Raw genomic sequence first — 20,737 nt, 5'->3', positions numbered from 1 at the left:
GGGGAACGACGATTCATCAGGACATCAGAGCTCGCGCTCGCGTCGACGCCGGCCGCGCGTCCGCAGCGCGTGCTCCACGCCCGACTGCAGGGTGGCCTTGGTCACGACGTGATCGAGGTGGAGGTCGAGCCGCACGAGCGTCTGCGCCGCCTCGGCGCGGACGCCGGTGACGACCGTTCGCGTGCCGAGCAGCGACAGCCCCTTCGCCGCTTGCACGAGCATGTGCGCGACCGTCTCATCTACCGATCTGACGCCGGTGATGTCAATGATGAGGTGGTCCGCCCCGCGCTCGTTCGCGCCGTGGAGCGCGGTCTCGACCGCCTGCCTGGCGCGCTCGACGTCCACCGTGCCGACGAGGGGCATCACGAGGATGCCATCGATGATCGGGATGAGCGGGGCGGAGAGCTCGAGGAGCCGCTCCCGCTGGGCCGCGATGATCTGATCTTGCAGCGCGGCCCGCGCGGCTTCGGCGCGCTCGCTCTGGAGCAGCTGGTCGGAGAGCCGAGCGTTCGTGTCGCGCAGCGTTTGCACGGCGTCCGCCAGCGCCTCCTCGGCCCTGGCGCGCTCCCGGATCTCCTCCGAGAGCCTCCGATTCTGCTCCTCGACGGCCCGCGTCGCGCGCCGGAGCGAGATCTGCGTGTGCACCCGCGCGAGGAGCTCGGTCTTCTCGAACGGCTTGGTCACGTAGTCCACGGCGCCCACGCGGAAGCCCTGGATCCTGAACTTCGCTTCGGCGAGCGCCGTCATGAAGACGACGGGGATGCTCCGCGTCGCCGGGTCGGCCTTGATGCGCTGGCACGTCTCGAACCCGCTGAGGCCAGGCATCAGCGCGTCGAGCAAGATGAGATCTGGCTGAGTCAGGCCGGCCAGCTCGATCGCCTCCTCGCCGTCGCACGCGACGGCGACCTCCAGCCCATCGGAGATGAGCGCGTCCGACAGCACGTTCAGGTTGTCCGCGCTGTCGTCCACGATGAGGACGAGCCCGGCGGGCCGAGATTCTTGCGCTTGCATAGGTGTCTGCCAGTCTCAGGGGGCCCGAAGGCGCCTCCTGGGCTTGGCCGGCGAGTCCCGCCGGACGGCGAGCGAGCAAACGCACGCGCGGTGAGCTGGCATCCCTGTCACGGAAGGCATCTTTCTGGCATCTTGACGTTCGTACCATGGGATGGCCGGCGTTAACACGTCTTTTGTAGGCTGTAGGCGGCGGGCGATTGGGCGGGGGTAGGCTGAGTCACACCGGGCGTCCCATCATGCACGCACGCCCACGTCGGTCACGCGTCGGTGCGCTGCTGCCGGCTGACCTCGGCGTGGCCAGTGCCGAGGCGGTTCGGACGCCCAGCGCGGCCTCATTGCCGTCGCGTGTGGCCGCCGCAAAGATCGGCTGTCGGCTGATCGATGGCGTGGGTCAAGGTGGGTGCGAGAGCGCTCGACCCCATGAGCCGATCGAGGGGCCGGTGGGCCTCGACGAATCAGGGGATCGCCGCATCGCCGCGTCCCGCAGCCGACCGCGAACGATGCCGTGGGCACGAGCGGGATAGAGAATGGGTCGAGTGCCATGCTCGCGGGGTCCCGCTCGGTCTGGTTCTCTTCAAACGCTTCTTGGTCTCTCGCTGTGGCGGAAGTGGGGTGAGGTGAAGCCGGACGGGGTTGAGGGCAGGCGTCTGTTCATGGTGCGATGCGGCGTGCTTCGTAGATGTCGCTCCCGCCGGAGCGCTCCGAGGAGAAGAAAAGGATGGACCCGTCCGGCGACAGGTAGGGATCGTTCTCGCGCGCGTCGGGAACGTTCACCTCCTCCAGCGGCTGCGGCGGTTCGAAGGCGTCGTTGGTCCCCGGCCGTCGCGCCCAGTACAGGTCGTCCCCTGAACGGAACAGGATCTGCCGGCCATCATCGAACAGGAAGGGCGCCAGCTGGTCGCCCGCGTCGTTCAGCTCGGCGAGCGGGACGAACTCGCCCCATTCGTCCTGCGGGCGCTCGCGGGACGCGATCGCGAGGTCCCAGCCCTGGGTATCAGGCCCGTTCAGCCCGACCACGACGCGGAGCTCGGGCAGATCGACGTGCGGGTTCATCGCCTGCGTGCCGTCGTCGTGACCGGGATTGAGCGCGTCGACGTAGGAGGGCTCGCCCCAGGGGGCGTCCCGGCTTGCGCGCTCGGACATCCAGATGCCCGCTCGTTCCGCGCTGCCGCGAAAGAACCACATCCTGAGCCCGTCGTTCGAGATGGCGGGCGTGTCGTCATTGTCCTCGGTGTTGAGGTTCTCCGCGAGATCGAGGGTCGGCGTCTCCCAGGGCGAGTCCAGGCCCGCCCGGCGCGAGATCCAGATATCCTGGCTCGTGCCGCGCTCGGACATGAAGTGGATCTCGAGCAGATCGCCCGTCAGCGTCGGGTCTTCGTCCCTGGCGATGTCGTCGTTGAGCGTTGCGACCTTCTGCGGCGCCGTGAACCGCGGTCGGTCCGGCGCGAACACGCCGATGACGACCTGCTGATCCTCACAGGCAACCCCGCCGAGCGCGAGCGCCAAACGCCAGGACAACCGCCAGGACGCGCCGAGCCAGCGGGAGCGCCGCGCCGACGAGGTGCATTCGGGCAGATCGGCGGAGGGGGTGGGCCGAGCGGATTTTTGTTCGGACATGGAAATCTGGAGGCTTCAGGCACAAGGAGCATAGGACGCCTGCCCACGATGTGCGCCGCAGATCTTGCTGGAGCCGACCTGACCCAGGTTGGGGTGAGCCGACCCAGGTTGGGGTGAGCCCAGATCTTGCTGGAGCCGACCCGACCCAGGTTGGTGTGAGCCGACCCAGGTTGAGGCCGGGGGCACCCGGCTTCCCAGGTTGGGGCGCGGGGGCGCGAGCAGACGGCGCTGCGACCCCCTGATGAAGGAGCCATCCGCGACGTTCGTGCGGCTTCTGGAGCGCTCGTCGGTATCGGCAGAAGCCCGCGCCGGATCCTCGGGCCGTACTGTTCTCCGGGGTGAATGCGCGCGCGCGTCGCGGCATCTAGCACCTCGTCGCCTGAGCTCCGCCCGCGTCCAGGAGCGGGGTAGCGCTCGGGATATCTGTTGCCAATCAGCGAAAGATGGAGCGCATGGGATACGAAGGCACCGGGGTGTGGCATGGGCTCAGCGGGGCCGCGATGCTAGGAATGATGCTGGCGATCGGCTGCACGATCGAAGTGGGGGGCGGCCAGGGCGGCGGCGGCGGAGAGCCGGCGACGGGCGGCGGCGGCCAGGGCGGCATCGGCGGCGGCGACGGAGAGCCGGCGACGGGCGGCGGCGGCGGCGAGCCGGCTACCGGCGGCGGCGGCGGCGGAGAGCCGGCAACGGGCGGCCAGGGCGGCGGCGGAGGAGAGCCGGCGACCGGCGGCGGCGGCCAGGGCGGCATCGGCGGCGGCGGAGGAGAACCGGCGACCGGCGGCGGCGGCCAGGGCGGCATCGGCGGCGGCGGAGGAGAACCGGCGACCGGCGGCGGCGGCGGCGGCGGAGAGCCGGCGACCGGCGGCGGCGGCGGCACAGCTGTTTGCGTGCCGGGGTCACAGCAGAGCTGCTACTCGGGGGGCCCCGGGACGCAAGGGGTAGGGCTCTGCACCGCCGGCGTCCAAACCTGCCTGCCAGACGGCTCTGGCTATGGCTCGTGCACCGGCGAGGTCACGCCATCGGCCGAAGACTGTACCACGAACGCCGACGAGGACTGCGATGGCATCGGGCAATGCTCGCCTGCGCCGCTGTGGTCCGCCGGTCTGGGCGGCGCTGGCAGCGACGCCGCGTACGCCGTCGCAACCGACGCCGCCGGCAATCTCTATGTGACGGGCTGGTTCGAGGGGACGGTCGATTTCGGCGCGGGGCCGCTCGTGAGCGCAGGAGCCAACGACGTGTTCTTGCTCAAGCTCGACCCGGCAGGCCATGCGATATGGAGCAGGCGGTTCGGCAGCAGCGATTACGGGGAATCAGGAACCAAGATCGCGCTCGACGCGAGCGGCAACATCCTCCTCGGCGGGAGCTATGGCGGCGCCTTCTTCGACGGTCCGCCGCCCGTCGACTTCGGCGGCGGCCCGCTCCCCTGGAACTATGATTTCTCCACGAGCGCCGTCTTCTTGGTCAAGCTCGATCCGGACGGGAACCACCTCTGGAGCCGCGGGCACATCGTCCCGACCGGCGCGTTCTCGGTCAACCTACGAGACATCGCAGTCGATGCCGCGGGCAACTCCGCTGCACTGCTCGCCTACCCGAGCTCCGTCGATGACGGCATGAGCTTCTTGACGTTCAACGCGGCGGGCGAGTACATGTGGGGGTTCACCCATCGGACGTTCGTCAGCTCTCCAGGCGGCGTCGCCATGGACAGCGCCGGCAACGTTCTGGTGGCCGTGGCGCACGCGTCGGGCGCGGGGACATGTCCCTGCGACTACGCCTTCCGCGTCGAGAAGCGGGCCCCTGCGGGCACCGTGCTCTGGCGAAAGGTCGTGTCCGGACCGGACGCCTGGGACGACGGTGGCGAGGCAAAGGATATCGCCGTCGATCCCGAGGACAATCTCCTGATCGTGGGCCGCAGCCTGGGAAATCTGGATCTGGGCGGTGGACCAATCCCCGCCGGGACGCACTTCGTGGTGAAGATGAGCCCGCTCGGCGACTACATCTGGCACCGAGAGGCACCGAGTGACGCCGTGTTCGCGGACTCCGCCGGGAACGTCATTGTCCTGGGAGAAGGGTCGCTCGTCAAGCTCGATGCTTCCGGCGCGGAGCTCTGGCGCCGCACGTTCACGGGCACGCCCGCCACGATTCGAGGCCTGACGACCTATCACGACGACGGACTCGTGCTCGTCGGCGACTTCACGGGTACAGTCGACTTCGGCGCCGGCCCGCTCACCGCCGCAGGCAGCGACGGCTTTGTGACGGTCCTAGCTCCCTGACGTACGCGATCGCGCTTGCGTCAGGGGTGACGGATCCTGGTGTCCGCGAGCTCCCACGACGCCTGAGCTGGCGCTCGCTGCGCCATCCCACCCCGCGCCGTCCTGCCAACCTGGGTCGGGTCGGCCAACCTGGGTCGGGTCGGCCAACCTGGGTCGGGTCGGCCAACCTGGGTCGGGTCGGCCAACCTGGGTCGGGTCGGCCAACCTGGGTCGGGTCGGCCAACCTGGGTCGGGTCGGCCAACCTGGGTCGGGTCGGCCAACCTGGGTCGGGTCGGCCAACCTGGGTCGGGTCGGCCAACCTGGGTCGGGTCGGCCAACCTGGGTCGGGTCGGCCAACCTGGGTCGGGTCGGCCAACCTGGGTCGGGTCGGCCAACCTGGGTCGGGTCGGCCAACCTGGGTCGGGTCGGCCAACCTGGGTCGGGTCGGCCAACCTGGGTCGGGGCGCGGCCAACCTGGGTCGGGTCGCGGCCAACCTGGGTCGGGTCGCGGCCAACCTGGGTCGGGTCGCGGCCAACCTGGGTCGGGTCGCGCGCACCACTGCACACTTCCAGCCTGACCAAGCTGGCGATCCGCGATCCCCGCGCATCCCGAGAAAGCGCGGACTTCGAGCGCGCGCCGAGGAGCCCTCCAGGCAGACCAGACGCCGCTCGGCCGGGGGAGGGGGGGCAGGGTGAGCGAAAGGGCGCGCTTCTTGACGAAGTAGGTTAGAGTGCGCGCCATGCCTGATTTCGCCAAGCTCGCCGCCGCGTGCACGATGGCCCGCGGCCTCGCCATGGACGCCGTCCACGCCTGCTCCTCCGGTCACCTCGGCCTGCCGCTCGGGGCCGCCGAGATCGGGGCAGCTCTCTATGGCGACCTCCTCCGTCACGACCCGAGCGAACCGCACTGGCTGAACCGCGACCGCTTCGTCCTGTCCGCCGGCCACGGCAGCATGTTCCTGTACGGCTGGCTGCACCTCTCGGGCTACCCGGTGTCCATCGACGACATCCGCCGCTTCCGGCAGTGGGAGTCGAAGACGCCCGGCCACCCGGAGTACCACTACACCGAGGGCGTCGAGGCGACGACGGGCCCGCTCGGTCAGGGCGTGGGCAACGCGGTGGGGCACGCGGTGGCCGCCAAGATGCTGGCCGCCCGCTACAACACCCAGGAGCACACGATCTTCGATCTCACCGTCTGGTGCCTCGCCGGCGACGGCTGCCTCCAGGAGGGCGTGGCCGCCGAGGCGGCCGCCTTCGCGGGACACTTCAAGCTCGACAACCTGATCCTCATCTACGACGCCAACGACGTCACCCTCGACGCCATGGCCGTGAAGACCCAGAGCGAGGACACGGCCAAGCGCTTCGAGGCCTACGGCTTCGAGGTGCTCCACATCGAGCAGGGCAACGATCTGCAGGCCGTCCACCGGGTGCTCGGCCAGGCGCGGGCGTCGAAGAGCGGCAAGCCGAAGTTCGTCGTGGCCCACACCCTGATCGGCAAGGGGATCCCCGAGGTCGCCGGGACGCAGAAGGCGCACGGCGAGGGCGGCGCCAAGTTCGTGGACGCGGCGCGCAAGAACCTGGGGCTGCCGCCGGAGCACTTCTACGTGAGCGAGGAGGTCAAGCAGTTCTTCGCGAAGCGCAAGGAAGAGCTCGGCAAGGCGCGCGCGGCGTGGGAGTCGACCTTCCAGGCATGGCGCGCGAAGAACCCGGAGCTCGCGCAGAAGCTCGACGAGGGCACCTCGCGGAAGGTTCCCGCCGATCTCGACGCGCGCGTCCCCGCCTTCGCCGCCGGCACCAAGGTCGCCACGCGCAAGGCCGGCGAGACCGTGCTGCAGGCCGTCGCCGAGGCGGTGCCCGCGCTCATCGGATCGAGCGCGGATCTCTACGGCTCGACGTTCAACTACATCGCGTCGAGCACCGACTTCGATCCGGAGCACCCCGGCGGCCGGAACATCCGCGCGGGCATCCGCGAGCACGGCATGGGGGCGATCCTGAACGGCATCGCCTACCACGGCGGCCTGCGCCCGAGCGGCGCCACGTTCCTCGTGTTCGCGGACTACCTGCGGCCGAGCATCCGCCTGGCCGCGCTGTCGCACCTGCCGGTCATCTACATCTTCACGCACGACTCGGTGGGCGTGGGCGAGGACGGGCCGACGCACCAGCCCGTCGAGACGGTCGCCGGGCTGCGCGCCATCGTCGATCTCGACGTCATCCGGCCGGCGGACGCCGAGGAGACGGCCGGCGCCTGGATCGCCGCGCTGGAGCGCACCGACGGGCCGACGGTCCTCGCGCTCACGCGGCAGGCCGTCCCGATGCTGCCGGGCGACGCCGCCGCGAAGCGCGAGGGCGTCCGGCGCGGCGCCTACGTCCTCGTCAAGGAGACGGCGGCGCTCGAGACGATCCTCATCGCCACGGGCAGCGAGGTGCAGCACGCGGTCGAGGCCGCCAAGCGGATCGGCCCCGGCGTCCGCGTCGTCTCGATGCCGTGCGTCGAGCGGTTCGCGCGCCAGGACCGCGGCTACCGCGAGGCCGTGCTGCCCGCGGCGTGCACGCGGCGCGTCTCCATCGAGGCCGGCGTCACCTTCGGCTGGCACCAGTGGGTGGGCTCCAAGGGGCTCGCCCTCGGGATCGACCGCTACGGCACGAGCGCCCCCGGCGACATCGTGATGGACCGGCTGGGCATGAATCCGCAGGCCGTCGTGCAGGCGGTACAGGACCTCGTGCCCTGAGCCTCGGGAGCGCCGCTCGCCGAGACGCCAAGGACGCCAGGGAGCAGCGCTCTCTCGGCGTCCTTGGCGCCCTTTCCTCTGCTGTTCCGCCGGTCGCCGGCCGGCTATAGTCCGCCGCGGTGCGCTGCCGGCTCTGCGCTTCACCGCTCGCTTACATCCATGGTCACGCCGCCTGCGTGAACGGCCGCTGCCCGATGTTCGGCGCCAACCAGGCCGAGTGCTGCAGCGGCGAGACCGCGGAGAGCTGCCCTGCCGCGGCCGACGACGGCGCTGCGCCGCGGTCGCCGACCGGGAGTCCGGGAGGGCGCTCGCCGTGAGGCGAGCCGCTCGATCCATGAGAGCGCTGGACGCCGCGCTCCGCGGAGCTACATGCCGCCCGTGCCGTCGGGCGACCTGATCTCGCAGCTCCTGGCGCTCTTCGCGGTGCTCGGGGTCGGCGTGCTGCTGCGCGCGCTCGGCCGCGGCGGCCAGGCGGACGCGGCCGTGCTGAACCGGCTCGTCGTCGACGTGACCACGCCGGCGCTGATCGTCTCCGTGCTGCGCCGCTCCGGCATCGGCCACGGCGCGTGGGGCGCCGTCGCCGCATCGACGATCGCGCTCTTCGCGTGCGCCCTCGCGGGCGTCGCGGTCGCGCGCGCCCTCGGGCTCCCGCGCGCCACGCAGGGCGCCGCGGGCCTCGTCGGCAGCTTCTCCAACACCGGGTTCCTCGGCGTCCCCGTCGTGCTCACCCTCTACGGGCGGGCGGGCGACGCGGCGGGGACGGCGATCCTCGTCGACAGCATCGTCACGATGCTGATGCTCTGGACCTTCGGCGTCGCGCTCGCCGCGCGCATGGGCGCGGGCGGCGACGTGGACGCGCGGAGCTTGCTCCGGGTGATCCTGCACCCCAACGTGCTGTCGATCGCCGCCGGGCTCGCGCTTTACGCGCTGCCGATCCCCTTGCCGACGTGGGTGGAGCGCGCGCTCGACGCGCTCGGGAGCGCGACCCCCACGCTCGTGTTCCTCGCGCTCGGCCTGAGCCTCGACCTGCGCTCGCTGCGCGGCCGCGTGCGGCCGCTCGTCGCCGTCGCCGCGGTGAAGCTGCTCGTGGCCCCGGCGGTCGCGCTCGGCGCCGCGGTCGCGCTCGGCCTCCGGCGGCCGGTGTCCGAAGTGGCGGTGCTGCAGTCGGCCATGCCGACGTCCATGGTGTCCGTCATCGTCGCCGCGCGGTACGGCTGCGATGGCCAGTTCGCCGCGGCCACCGCGGTCGTGACGACGCTCGGGGCGCTGGCGACCCTGCCGGCCGTGATCGAGGCGCTGCGCCGGCTCCTCGCGTGACGCGCGTGACGCGCGTGACGTCGGAGGATCGCGGGCGAGGCCGCTTCAGATGGCGATCCTCGCCCGAGGTGCTGCCCCGGTAGCGCGGCGCCGTCCAGCGAGGGCTCGGCGCGCGCGGCCGAGATCAGCGTGGATGCCTCCAGGCCGCAGCCGGCGCGCTCACGCGCCGACCTGATAGACGCGCTGGTAGCCCGCCTCGACGTCGGTGATCGTCACCTCGACGATGCCGTGCGAGGTGATCGCGTACTGCTCCTCGATCAGCGGCCCCTCGTTCGTCATGCGCTGCACGGGCACGGCGGCGAGCTCGGCGGCGCGCTCGCGGAGCCGCCGGTCGAAGGGGAACACGACCTCGTTGAACGCCGTGATGTCGCCGTGGGGCACGCCGAGCCGGTCGAGCGCGGCGCACTCGACGAACCGGTAGCGGCCGACGTTGTGCGCCGCGCGGTACACGCGCCGCGAGACCAACGGCGCCTCGTGGCTCGACGGGACGCGCGCCTCCCGGTCGAAGATCGGGTCGAACACCACCTCCTCCCCGCCGCTGCTCTCCCGGAACACCCCGAAGTGGCGCGACAGCCGGTCGGACAGCTCGAAGCCCGCGTCCTCGTCGACGGCGATGGCGAGCCCCATCGCGATCGCCGCCGAGGGGTAGGGGGAGCGATGGACGCGGCGCCCGAAGCGCTCGCGCAGCGTCCGCGCGACGACAGGCAGCGAGCTCGCGCCGCCGACGACGTAGATCCCCGCGATGTCGGCGAGCGCCTCGCCCGCGCCGGCGTCGAGGCGCGCGATCACCGGCTGCATCGCGGTGATCGTCGCCTCCACGAGCGGCACGCACCGGTCGTAGAAGTCGGAGGCCGAGATCGTCACCTCGTGCGCGGGCGCGAGCTCGCCGAGGCACGCCTCCAGGTCGATCACGATCCGCCGGGAGTTCGGGTTGAGCCGCTCCTTCGCCTCGCGGCACTGGTCCGCGAGCGCCGTGAGCGCGCGCGCCGGCAGCGCCTCGCGCTCGATCTTGGCCGCGGCGAGCGCCATCTCGCTCAGCGCGGCGTCGAAGTCGTCGCCGCCGAGGTGGTTCAGCCCCGCGGTCGTAACGGCGTCGTGGCTCCGCCCGGTCATGTGGACCAGCGAGGCGTCGAACGTGCCGCCCCCGAGGTCGTACACGACGATGTGCTCGCGCTTCGACGTGATGGTGCTGCGGTAGCGGTGCGTGTACTCGAAGCCGGCGGCCGAGGGCTCGTTCAGGAGCGCGATGACCTCGAAGCCGGCGCGGCGGAAGGCGTCGAGCGTCACGAAGCGCTGCGTCCCGTGCGCGTTCGCCGGGGTCGCCACGACGCAGATGAGGCGCCCGTCGTCGTCCTTCTTCTTGGGCCGGTTCGACCGGTGCAGCACGGCGTCGCGGAGCGACCTCAGGAACAGGGTGAGGAGATCGAGCACCCGGAGCTTCGTCCCGCCGATCTCGACCTCGAAGTCGGGCGACGCGCGCGGGCCCGAGAGCACGCGCTTGAACGAGCGGAGCACGGTCCACTCCGGGTCCGAGGCGACCGCGAGGGCGTCGAAGCCGAACCGGAGCTCCCCCTGCCGCTCGGCCGCCACGGAGGGGTAGAAGTCCACGGGGTCCCCCGCCGTGTCCTGGAAGCTGATGACGGGGTAGTTCCCGCGGTCGCAGCACGCGACCACGGTCCGCGTGGTCCCAAAATCGATCCCGAGTCGCAAGGCGGGTCTCCTCCGGCCCGCATGCTGCCACACTCGGCCGCCCGCGGTGCAGATCACCGCCCGAGCGCGCGGCGCCCCGCGCCGGATCAGGCCCGGCTCAGCACCGTAGGTTGGCTGCGCGCGCGCCGCGCGTCCTCGGCATGCCGGCCTTCGACGTCGCCCTGGGCGCCAGGCGGCTCTTGGGCGGCGCTCCTCGCGGCGAGCCGGTTGCAAGTTGTAAAATTCTCGTAAGATGAAAACGAACGCTGAGCGAGCGCGGGGTCGCCCAGGTGTCACAGGCGGGGAGGCTGGATCGTCGTCAGGTGGAGGGGCCCGCGGGCCCCGGACAAGGAGAACCACCGTGAGCGACAGGACCGCTGTGAAATACGAGCAGGAGATCCCGGACGTGCTGCAGGCGCTGGCCGGCGTGCACAAGGCGATGGACAAGCACGGCTTCGACAGGAAGATCATCCACCTCGTGCAGCTGCGCGCGTCGCAGATCAACCAGTGCGCCTTCTGCGTGAAGATGCACACGCGGGAGGCGCGCCAGGACGGCGAGACGAACGAGCGGCTGGACCGGGTGATCGTGTGGGAGCACGTCGGCGATTTCAGCGAGCGCGAGCGGGCCGCGCTCGCCTGGACCGAAGCGCTGACCGTCCTCGATCGTCGGACCGACTATGCGGCCTTGCGCACGCGGCTGCGGGAGCACTTCTCCGAGCAGGAGATCGGCGTCCTGACCTCCGCCGTCGCCATGATCAACCTGTGGAACCGCATCCAGGTGTCGAGGCACTGAGATGACCCAAGAGGACGACGTCGCGGCGTTCGAGGCCACGAGGCCCATGCTCCTCGGCCTCGCCTACCGCATCCTCGGCTCGCGCGCGGAGGCCGAGGACGCGGTGCAGGACACGTTCCTGAAATGGCAGAGCGCCGACAGGAGCGCGATCGAGAACCCGGCCTCGTGGCTCACGACCCTGTGCACGCGCCGGTGCATCGATCTCCTGCGGGCCGCCCGCAACGCCCGTGTCGACTACGTGGGAGCCTGGCTGCCAGAGCCGATCCACGCGTCGACGGCGGGCGAGCCCGGCGAGCGGCTGTCGCTCGCGGCGTCGCTCCAGACGGCGTTCCTGCTGGTGCTCGAGCGCCTCACCCCGAAGGAGCGGGCGGCGTACCTGCTCCACGAGGTGTTCGACGTGTCCTATCCGGAGATCGCGGCGACGCTCGGCCTCCAGGAGACCACGTGCCGCAAGCTTGTCTCGCGGGCGCGCGCCAACGTGGCGCAATCGAAGGTGCGGCACACCACCCCGCTGGACCGGCAGGAGCAGCTGCTCGCCGCCTTCCAGACGGCCGTGGCGAGCGGCGGAACGGAGCAGCTGTCGGCGCTGCTCTCGGACGAGGTCGAGCTCTGCGCCGACGGGGGGGGCAAGGTGCCGACCCTGCGCGAGGTCCTGCGGGGCAAGGCCGAGGTGCTCGAGTTCGTCGGACGCGCCCTCCACGCGTACTGGGGCGACTACACGTGGGAGGCGACGGACATCAACGGGGGCCGGGGCGTGGTCCTGTGGAAGGACGGCTCGGCCGTGGGTTGCGTGTCGTTCGCCTACGACGAGCAAGGCGCGGCGACGAACGTCTACATCGTGCGCAACCCCGACAAGCTGGCCCACCTGGGCGAGGGCGGCGGCGTCGTGCGGGGCGAGGGCGGAGGCGGGGTCGCGCCGGGAGGCGCGGGCGAAGCCGGCTGATCGGGCGGATCAGCGCCTGGGCGAGCGGCGCGCCAGGGCTGTCGGCGTGACGCCGAGGACGCGGCGCATGCACCGCGCCATGTGGCTCTGGTGCGCGAACCCCGCCTCGATCGCCACCTGGCTGGCGGGCAGGTCGCCGCGCGCGAGCAGCGCCTTCGCGCGCTCGACCCGGCGCTGGACGACGTACTCGTGCACCGGCAGGCCCGTCGACCGCTTGAAGAGGGTCTTGAGGTGCGAGGCGCTGATCTCGGCGACGTCGGCCAGCCGCTCCAGGGACAGGTTCTGGTCGAGGTGCTCCTCGATGTAGGCCGTGACGCGCCGCAGCTGCTGCGGCGACAGCCCGCGTTGCGACCGGGCCGGCGCGGCGAAGCGGCCGAGCAGGTGCACGGCGAGGGCGAGGCCGAGGCTCTCCGCATAGAGGAGCCCGTTCGGGTGGCCGGCCATGCGCTCGGCGTCGAGCGCCCAGGCGATGTGCTCGATCTGCGGATCCCGGAGCTGGTGGCGCAGATCGAGGCCGGCCATGTCGGGGTCGCGCCCCATGTCCATGGCGGCGCGGCGCACGAGCGACGCGGGCAGCTCCAGCAGGAGCGAGGTGTTCGGGTCGTCCTCGTGCCAGACGTCCGCGAACCCGGCGGGGAGGACGTCGGTGTCGCCGCGCGTGTAGAGGAACCGGTGGACGCCGCACGAGCCGCGGACCGGCGGGCCCGTGAGCATCCTCAGCCGGTGGTTGGACGAGGGCTCGAGGGCGACCACGCCGCCCGGGGTCTCGAGGACATCGACGCGCGGCCCGAGGCGAGGCCGGGGCGCGCTCGCCGCGTGGTCCTGTGTGCCGGTGGCTCGCATCGACGGCGAGTATCCACCGGCGTCCGGCCGCGCGCCAGGCCACCGGCGCGCGGGCGCCCCTCAGCGCGGGCCGCGCGGGGCGACCCGCCGCTGGCCGAACGTGCTCTCCGCGCGTCCAAACGTGCGCGACGGGCCGGCGCGCGGACCGCATCCATGGCGAGCACCAACGCCCGCCATGGACGGCGGGCGCGCCAACGGAGGACATCCTATGAGTGAAGTCTCGGTTATCGGCCTGGGTCGCATGGGCATCGCGCTCGCCGGGGCGCTGCTCCGGAGCGGCGCCCGCGTCACCGTCTGGAATCGGACGAGCGCGAAGGCCGAGCCGCTGGTCGCGGAGGGGGCGGCGCTCGCGTCGAGCGTCGCAGCCGCCGTGCAGGCGAGCTCGGTCGTCGTGGTCTGCGTCGCCGACTACCAGGCCACGTACGGGCTGCTGGAGGCGACCCAGGTTGCCGCCGCCCTCGCCGGAAAGGTGCTCGTTCAGCTGAGCACAGGGACGCCGAAGGACGCGCGCGACGGGGAGGCGTGGGCGAAGGCGCGAGGGGCCGATTACCTCGACGGCGCCATCCTGGCTATCCCGAGCCAGATGGGAAAGCCCGAGAGCAGCATCATCGTCTCGGGTTCGGCCACGGCGTTCGAGAAGAGCAAGGCGCTCCTCGAGCGCATGGCCGGCACCGTGTCGTACCTCGGCGGGCAGGTGGGCTCGGCGTCGGCCCTGGACCTGGCCTTCATCTCGTTCGTCTTCGGAGGGCTGGTCGGCTTCTATCACGGCGCTCGCATCTGCGAGAGCGAGGGCCTGCGCGTGGGCGATTTCGGTTCCATGATCGCCGACGTCGCGCCGGCCGTGGGCGGGATGATCAAGCAGGACGGCGACGCGATCCAGGTCGGGACCTACGAGAGCCCAGAGAGCTCGCTGGAGATGTGCGCGCGAGGCGCCGAGATCGTCCTGCGACAGGCCCGGGAGGGGAGGATCGACGCCGTGATTCCGGCGTTCACCCAGGGGCTCTTCCGGAAGGGCGTGGCCGCGGGCTACGGCGCCGAGTCTCCGGGCGCGCTGATCAAGGTGCTGCGGGCGGCAACCTGAGTTGCTGAAAGGACGGGTCATGAAGAGCTACGCAGGGAAGAAGGCGGTCGTCACCGGTGGGACCCACGGCATGGGGCTTGCCACGGTCAAGGCGCTCCTCGACGGAGGCGCCGAGGTGTTGCTCACCGGCAAAAACGAGAGGAATGTCGAGGCGGCGCGGCGCGAGCTCGGTTCGAGGGCGAACGTGGCGCGATCGGATATGGGGAGCATGGCGGACATCGACGCGCTCTTCGCGATCGTGAGGGACACGCTCGGGCAGATCGACTTGCTGTTCGTCAACGCCGGTGTCGCGAGCCTGGAAACGCTGGACCAGGTGACCGAGGCCTCGTACGACTGGACGTTTGGCGTCAACACGAAGGGGGCGTTCTTCACGGTACAGCGGCTGGTTCCGCTGATGCGGGATGGAGGAGCCATCGTCTTCACGACGTCGATCGCCAACGAGGGCGGCAGCCCCGGCATGAGCGTCTACGCGGGATCGAAGGCGGCGCTGCGGTCGTTCGCGCAGGTCTTCGCGGCGGAGCTCCTGCCGAGGCAGATCCGCGTGAACGCGGTGAGCCCCGGGTTCATCAAGACGCCGACCATGGGCATCGCGGGCGCATCCGCGGAGGCGCTGGCGGCCTTCGAGCAGGAGGGCCGCGAGGTCACCCCGATGAAGCGAATCGGCACGCCCGATGAGGTGGCTCGCGCCGTGCTGTTCCTAGCCTTCGAGGCGACCTTCACCACGGGCGTCGAGCTGCCCGTCGATGGCGGCCTCGGTCAGGGCATCGTGACGCCTCACGCGTCACCTGCCCCGGTCACCTGACCCCGTCACGTCACCTGACCCGGGTTCACCCGCCTCCCGCCTACCCGACCCAGATCGCCTACCCGACCCCGCCTACCCGACCCAGGTTGGTTGACCTGACCCAGGTTGAGGTTGACCCAGGTTGAGGTTGACCCCAAGGTTGAGGTTGACCCCACCCAGCCTGGTGCGCGTCACCCGAACCGAGGGGTACCCCGCGGGCGAAACCCCCGACGGCGGCGCGGCCGGCCCAGGGCAACCCATCAATCCGGGGGCTTCGACCGGCGGCGGAACAGCCGCTGTCGGTCAAGCAGAGACGCGGCGGCTTGGCTCCGCGCCATGCTGACGTGGCGCGGCATGACGCATGCGCAGCCATCCTCGGAGCGCTTCACCGCGGACCCGCCACCCGCTCCGCCCCCATCACACGCACGTTCCCCAGGACCATGCGGAGAGGTGTCCCTCTCCAACCCGTCGCGCGCGCTCTCTCTCCGCGTGCGGTGCTATCCCGTGCTCACCGGGTCATTGACGCTGGCGCCGTGAAATGTGCACATCCACCACGTCCCCATCGGGAATAAAACGCTGCGCACGCCAGCACGCCATCGTTCGAGCGCAGCACGGTACGACGCGCGAAACGCGCGCACGGCGGCAGCAGCGGTTCGCCAGGCGTCGCCCTGGTCACGGCCGACGGCAAATGTCGGATTGCGCCCGCGCAGGCCCTCGGAGCTTGTGGCTCGCTCATAAGGGGATCTCTTGGTGACTTGCTCGGCGCCCACGAAGCGGATCCCTCTCCGCTGCATGTCCGCATGCGCAAGCTCTTCCTGGCGCTCGAGCTCCGTAGCGACCTGACGGCGAAGGCTCTCCGCATCCTCCGGCGCGATGTCCGGCGGTAGCGCCAGCGGCAGCGTCGCTTCCTCGACCCACTGCGGGTTCGCCGGGTCGAGATACACCGAGGGCCGTGTCGCGCGCAGCACGCCACGGCCGAGCTCACCCACATGTACCTTGACGCCCGGCCATTCCGTCGCATGCCGGACCAGACCAGCGGCCACAGGGTTCGCGAGCACGTAAGCGATTTTTTCAACCACCGCGGCCGGCGTTATCAGCCGTACCACGCTCGTGGCCTCGTGGTCCCATACGGGCCCTTCCCACTCGCGCAGCACCTTCGTCCCCAGAGCGACGAGGCGGTGGAAATACTGCAAGAAGCGCGGCAGTACGCCGTGCACATCGGTCACCACGAGGTGCAGATGCGTCGACATTGCGCAAAGAGCGTGAACTTCTACGCCGTAGCGGCGGGTTGAGACTGCGAGGGCGTAGACCAAGAGCTGGTTGATGGCCGCATCGGGGCGCAACAGGAAATGACGGCGTAGGACGCGACGGGTGACCAGGTAAGTTGCGCCGGCAGCGATCTCGCGAGGCTGGCTCATGGTTGGAGTGCAGAAGCAAGCGTTGTACCGTGAGCCGGTGTGAATTATTTCAAGGGGTTGCCACCGCGCGGTGGGTGGCGGCCGCGGATTCCGCCGCTTTCCGCCACCCTTGGCTGAAGCGCGTCGGCATGGCTATCCGCGCTGCGTCGCGTTTCGCAATCCGCACGCGCTGAGGCGTTGCCAACCTGGATCGCGTCGCCAATTCGGTGTTGCCGACCTGGGTGGGTGGTCGCTGCCGACCTGGGTTGGGTGGTCGCTGCCGACCTGGGTTGGGTGGTCGGTGTGACGCGACACGAGGTCAACCCGGGTCGGAGTGCCCCACACGAGGTCAACCCGGGTCCGGAGCGCCGCCCGGAGCGTCCAACCCGGGTCGGGTCCGGGTCCGCTATTTCCTCTCGCCCGGCTTGTCGCTCTTGGCGTCGCCGCCGCCGCCGCTCTCCTGGATGGAGGGCGGCGGGTCCGACTGGACTGTCTTCGCGTCGCCGGGCTCCAGCGTCACCATCATCGTCCGGTTGCCGCGCTCCAGGTCCACGAACGTCACCTCGTGCGTTCCCGGTGCGACCTTGCGCCCCGTGATCGGCGTCGTCCCGATGGGCTTACCGTCCAGCAGGATCTCGGTTGGTTGCGCCGAGACCACGTCGAGCATCGGCGCGTCGTCCAGCGGAGGCTCGGGCTCAGGCTCGGGCTGGGCCGCGATCGGCGCGGGCTGCGGAGGCTCCGGCGGGGGCTTGGGGGCCCCGCCGCAGCCGGCGAGCGGGATGACGAGGAGAAGAGCGGCGACACGGAGCATGCGCCGGAGGCTAGACACGAAATCTCGCGCGAGGAAATGGCTCGGCGACATCGCGCACGCGCCGCGAGCGCCCGGGAGCCCGGACGTTGCCTTGTCCGCCCGGCCCAGGTACCTCTGGTCGCCATGCCGACCGTGGCGATCCGCGGAACGGGGAGCCCGCGACAGCCGGCGGAGCACGTCGACCGCGCGTTGACCGAGAGCCCCAGCAGGGCCCGCGAGCAGCCCGCGGACGCTCGCATCCCATTTCCGATGGCGCGGCACATTTCGACAAATCCCGCCGCGTACCTCAACCTCGACCGCGACAGCGGCCCGCGCACCACGATCTCGGCGATCCGCGCGCGGCGCCTTGCGCTCGAGAACGCCTGCGTCACCGGTCAGACGACGAGGGGCGACGGAGGGCTCTGATGGCAGCGCCGTCCTCGTCGTGGCTCCGGGTGATGGGCGGCCTCGCCGCGGTGGCGTTCGTCGTCCACGGCGGCAACCACGTGCGGCGGGGCTCACCGCACGACCTGCTCTGGATGTGCAACGTCGCGCCCCTCCTGCTCGCGGCCGGCTGCTTTCTCGCCAGGCCAAACCTCCCCGCGATCGCGGCGCTGTGGCTCGCCTTCGGCACGCCCATCTGGCTGCTCGACATCGCGACGGGCAGCGGGCTCCTCCTGACCACGTTCCTGCCGCACGTGCTCTGCCCGATCCTCGCCGTCCTCGCGGTGCGGGAGCTGGGCCTCCCGCACCGCGCCTGGCTCAAGGCCACCGCGGCGCTGCTCGCCCTCGTAGGGCTCACGCGCGCGCTCACGCCGCCCGAGACGAACGTCAACCTCTCCCACCGCGTCTGGGCGGGCTGGGAGGCGCTCTTCCCGCGCTACGATCTGTTCCTCGCCCTCGTGGCGGCCGCGGCGGCGCTCACCTTCCTCGCCGTCGATCGCGCGCTCGCGGCGTGGCTCGGCCCGCAGCGCCGGCGCGCCGCGGGCGGCGCGACCCGCGGGGCGAGCACCACCTGACGCGCGACCTCCTCCTCGTCCTCGACGCAAGCACGTCGTGCGAACCCAGCCGCACCGCGCGAGCCGAAGGCGGCGACCCTGCTCGACGAGGTCCCGCTCGCTCGCTTCCGACGCGGTGATCTCGCGACCATCGCTTCCTCGACGAGGTCGGCTTCCCGCCGAGCGCGCGAGCGCTCCATCGACGCGACCCTCCAGCCGAAGACGCCGCACGTCGATCGCCGGACCGATCGCGGCGCCCCGCTGGTCGAGCTCGCCACCGCTCGGGATGCTCACCCCGGCGCGCGCGTCCCTGCCTTGCCGCGCGCGCCCGGCCGCGTCACGACCCAGCCATGCGTCGCGCGTGCGAGCTCCAGCAACCTCGCGCATCGGCCGACGCGGTCCGACCCGAGATCGCGTCAGCCGTCGACCGCGACACGGGCGATGATCCCGTTTCACCGTGACGCGCCGCTGTGAACGCCTGAGCCGGAACCAACAGGAGCCACTCGATGAAGAAGAGCCTGCCTGACGATGATCTCCGCCTGCCGGTGAAGCTGGACTCCACGAGCAACGGTGAGTACTGGCCGCGAGCCCCGGACGCGGCGCTGCGCGAGGCGCAGCGGAGCGCGATGGAGAGCGCGCTCGACAACGCGCGCAGGCTGGGGATGAGCCGGCGCGAGTACCTCGCCAGCACGTGCGGCGCCGCGACCGTCTTCCTCGCGCTGAACCAGCTGGGCTGCGGGGGCGGGCGCTACCAGGTCACGAAGGAGTTCACGCTCGACCCCGCCGCCGCGAACGAGAAGCTGACCGGCAAAGAGTTCATCTTCGACGTGCAGACGCACGAGGTGAGCGCCGACCGGGTCTGGTGGAAGGAAGGGCAGCCGTCGCTCGCGGATTTCCTCAAGACGACGCCGCAAGCGGACTGCGGCGCCCCGGCCTGGGCGCGGTGCTTCACCGATGACGTGCTCATCCGCGAGGTCTTCATGAACAGCGACACCCAGCTCGCCGTGCTGACCGGCCTCTGGGGCGATCCGCTGCCCATGCTCACCGAGGAAGCCGCCCGCACGCGGGAGAAGGTCGCGCAGCTCGGGCGGGATCGGCTGCGCATCCACGGCGTCGTCCAGCCGACCATCGCGCCCTGGGAGAAGATCGCCGACGAGATGCGCAGGCAGGCCGAGACCATGAAGCTCAGCGCGTGGAAGCTCTACACCGTGTGGGGACCGACCGGCGAGGGCTGGTGGCTGAACGACGAGGTGGGCCGGAGGACGATCGAGCACGGCATCGCCCTCGGCATTCCGATCTTCGCGGTGCACAAGGGGCTCCCGCTCTCCGGAATGAACCCGGAGTACACGCGGCCGAAGGACGTGGGACCGGCGGCGCGCGCGTTCCCGAAGGCGACGTTCCTCATCTATCACTCCGGCTATGAGCCCGACATCACCGAAGGCCCGTACGACCCGAAGGCCACGCGCGGCGTGGACGCGCTGATACGCTCCCTCGAGGAGAACGGCGTCGGGCAGAACGGGAACGTGTACGCCGAGCTCGGCTCCACGTGGCGCGAGGTGATGAAGAAACCCGACGAGGCGGCGCACGCCCTCGGCAAGCTGCTCAAGCACGTGGGCGAGGACCGGATCCTCTGGGGGACCGACGCCATCTGGTTCGGCTCGCCGCAGGATCAGATCCAGGCATTCCGGGCGTTCGAGATCACCCCCGAGCTCCAGGAGCGCCACGGGTACCCGGCGCTGACCCCGGAGCGGAAGGCGAAGATCCTCGGCCTCAACGCCGCGCGCGTGTACGGCGTCGACGTCGCCGCGGTGCAGGGCACGCAGGCCCGCGACGAGGTGAGCCGCGTGCGCGCGGAGTACGCGAACGCGCCGATGCCTTCGTTCCAGACCTACGGCCCGCGGACCCGCCGGGACATGCTGCGCCTGCTCGATTTCACGCGCGGCCTGCCGGACTAGCGGCGAGGCCTGCGCGCGGCGCGCGCGGCGCCCACGCCGTACGAGCGGCTGCGCGCGTCGAGCCCTCTTCGCGACGTATCCCCGGATGCGGCGCCGGATTTCTGTGGTGCGTTCGGAGCGGGAGCGAGCGAGCTCGGCAGCTCAGGGCTCGTACGCCTGCGCGATGGTCTCGATCATCCGCGGGATGGCGACGGAGATGAGGATCCCGAGGTTCGCCCGCTTGTTGTCCACCAGCATGCCCTGGAGCAGCTTGCCGTGGTTGACCACCACCACCGTGTGGTTGCCCGCCATGTCGAGCATGTAATACCGCCCGAGGGGCGGGAAATTCGAGTCGCGCAGCGAGCTGTCCAGCTCCTCGGTGATGCGCGTGAAGAGGGCCACCGCCACGGGCTGCTGGTTGAAGCCGGCGAGCGACAGGCCCGCCGTGCGCTCCCAGATGTCGCTGGCGAGCAGCCCGTCGCGAAGGATGTTGCGGAGGTCGTGGACTGCCGCCTCGAGGACTTTGGTGTCGATCATCGTGCTTCCGTCGCTCCTGGGCGCGCG

The 20,737-nt window shown here is 71.1% G+C and carries 17 protein-coding genes; 10 read left to right on the top strand and 7 right to left on the bottom strand.

All coding sequences use genetic code 11. The annotated features are described in order from the left end of the window. Positions 1-24: 24 nt before the first annotated feature. Complete coding sequence (locus WMF33_RS23945; protein ID WP_437339283.1) at positions 25-1,011, bottom strand: response regulator; 987 nt, start codon at positions 1,009-1,011, stop codon at positions 25-27. Between the two features lie 651 nt (positions 1,012-1,662). Further along, the gene (locus tag WMF33_RS23940) at positions 1,663-2,628 is read right to left on the bottom strand and encodes a TolB family protein (protein ID WP_437339282.1); all 966 of its coding nucleotides are present in this window, start codon (positions 2,626-2,628) and stop codon (positions 1,663-1,665) included. A 452-nt stretch (positions 2,629-3,080) separates the two neighbouring features. Between WMF33_RS23940 and WMF33_RS23935 the strand changes: the two genes are divergently transcribed. From WMF33_RS23935 to WMF33_RS23925, 3 genes are all read left to right on the top strand, one after another. Next, complete coding sequence (locus WMF33_RS23935) at positions 3,081-4,898, top strand: hypothetical protein (protein WP_437339281.1); 1,818 nt, start codon at positions 3,081-3,083, stop codon at positions 4,896-4,898. 720 nt (positions 4,899-5,618) lie between these two features. Further along, a complete protein-coding gene (gene tkt, locus WMF33_RS23930; protein ID WP_437339280.1) occupies positions 5,619-7,607 on the top strand; it encodes a transketolase in 1,989 nt (662 codons plus the stop codon). 369 nt (positions 7,608-7,976) lie between these two features. Then, on the top strand, positions 7,977-8,924 hold the full coding sequence (locus WMF33_RS23925; RefSeq protein WP_437339279.1) for an AEC family transporter: 948 nt from the start codon (positions 7,977-7,979) through the stop codon (positions 8,922-8,924). Positions 8,925-9,083: 159 nt separating this feature from the next. On the opposite strand, the gene WMF33_RS23920 is transcribed toward WMF33_RS23925, so the two are convergent. Further along, positions 9,084-10,634, bottom strand: a complete 1,551-nt coding sequence (locus WMF33_RS23920; RefSeq protein WP_437339278.1) for an Hsp70 family protein — start codon at positions 10,632-10,634, stop codon at positions 9,084-9,086. A gap of 340 nt (positions 10,635-10,974) precedes the next feature. On the opposite strand from WMF33_RS23920, the gene WMF33_RS23915 reads away from it, so the two are divergent. Further along, positions 10,975-11,406, top strand: coding sequence for a carboxymuconolactone decarboxylase family protein (locus tag WMF33_RS23915; protein WP_437339277.1), 432 nt, complete (start codon positions 10,975-10,977; stop codon positions 11,404-11,406). A 1-nt stretch (position 11,407) separates the two neighbouring features. After that, positions 11,408-12,349, top strand: coding sequence for an RNA polymerase sigma factor SigJ (sigJ, locus tag WMF33_RS23910; protein ID WP_437339276.1), 942 nt, complete (start codon positions 11,408-11,410; stop codon positions 12,347-12,349). Positions 12,350-12,358: 9 nt separating this feature from the next. Here sigJ and WMF33_RS23905 read toward each other — a convergent pair whose 3' ends face one another. After that, a complete protein-coding gene (locus WMF33_RS23905; protein WP_437339275.1) occupies positions 12,359-13,192 on the bottom strand; it encodes a helix-turn-helix domain-containing protein in 834 nt (277 codons plus the stop codon). Positions 13,193-13,400: 208 nt separating this feature from the next. Here WMF33_RS23905 and WMF33_RS23900 point away from each other — a divergent pair, with 208 nt between their 5' ends. Together WMF33_RS23900 and WMF33_RS23895 are read left to right on the top strand one after the other, a co-directional pair. Beyond that, entirely contained in the window at positions 13,401-14,273 is an 873-nt protein-coding gene (locus tag WMF33_RS23900) for an NAD(P)-dependent oxidoreductase (protein ID WP_437339274.1), read from the top strand. Positions 14,274-14,292: 19 nt separating this feature from the next. Beyond that, positions 14,293-15,075 carry an SDR family oxidoreductase gene (locus WMF33_RS23895; RefSeq protein WP_437339273.1) on the top strand — a complete coding sequence of 261 codons (783 nt, stop codon included), beginning with the start codon at positions 14,293-14,295 and terminating at the stop codon, positions 15,073-15,075. Between the two features lie 476 nt (positions 15,076-15,551). Here the strand turns inward: WMF33_RS23895 and WMF33_RS23890 are convergent, their stop codons facing one another. Next, complete coding sequence (locus WMF33_RS23890; RefSeq protein WP_437339272.1) at positions 15,552-16,472, bottom strand: transposase; 921 nt, start codon at positions 16,470-16,472, stop codon at positions 15,552-15,554. A 385-nt stretch (positions 16,473-16,857) separates the two neighbouring features. Continuing rightward, entirely contained in the window at positions 16,858-17,262 is a 405-nt protein-coding gene (locus WMF33_RS23885; RefSeq protein ID WP_437339271.1) for a PEGA domain-containing protein, read from the bottom strand. A gap of 249 nt (positions 17,263-17,511) precedes the next feature. Between WMF33_RS23885 and WMF33_RS23880 the strand changes: the two genes are divergently transcribed. From WMF33_RS23880 to WMF33_RS23870, 3 genes are all read left to right on the top strand, one after another. Beyond that, complete coding sequence (locus WMF33_RS23880; protein WP_437339270.1) at positions 17,512-17,667, top strand: hypothetical protein; 156 nt, start codon at positions 17,512-17,514, stop codon at positions 17,665-17,667. After that, positions 17,667-18,260, top strand: coding sequence for a hypothetical protein (locus tag WMF33_RS23875; protein ID WP_437339269.1), 594 nt, complete (start codon positions 17,667-17,669; stop codon positions 18,258-18,260). The genes WMF33_RS23880 and WMF33_RS23875 overlap by 1 nt, the downstream gene beginning before the upstream one ends. Positions 18,261-18,745: 485 nt before the next feature. Then, positions 18,746-20,194, top strand: a complete 1,449-nt coding sequence (locus tag WMF33_RS23870; protein WP_437339268.1) for an amidohydrolase family protein — start codon at positions 18,746-18,748, stop codon at positions 20,192-20,194. 141 nt (positions 20,195-20,335) lie between these two features. Here the strand turns inward: WMF33_RS23870 and WMF33_RS23865 are convergent, their stop codons facing one another. Further along, complete coding sequence (locus WMF33_RS23865; protein ID WP_020736711.1) at positions 20,336-20,710, bottom strand: hypothetical protein; 375 nt, start codon at positions 20,708-20,710, stop codon at positions 20,336-20,338. Positions 20,711-20,737: the final 27 nt, after the last annotated feature.

This window comes from Sorangium sp. So ce394 (assembly GCF_051474665.1).
Taxonomy (GTDB): Bacteria; Myxococcota_A; Polyangia; order Polyangiales; family Polyangiaceae; genus Sorangium; species Sorangium cellulosum_D.
Note: the sequence above shows the minus strand (reverse complement) of the source record. Positions and strands in the feature narration are given on the sequence as shown.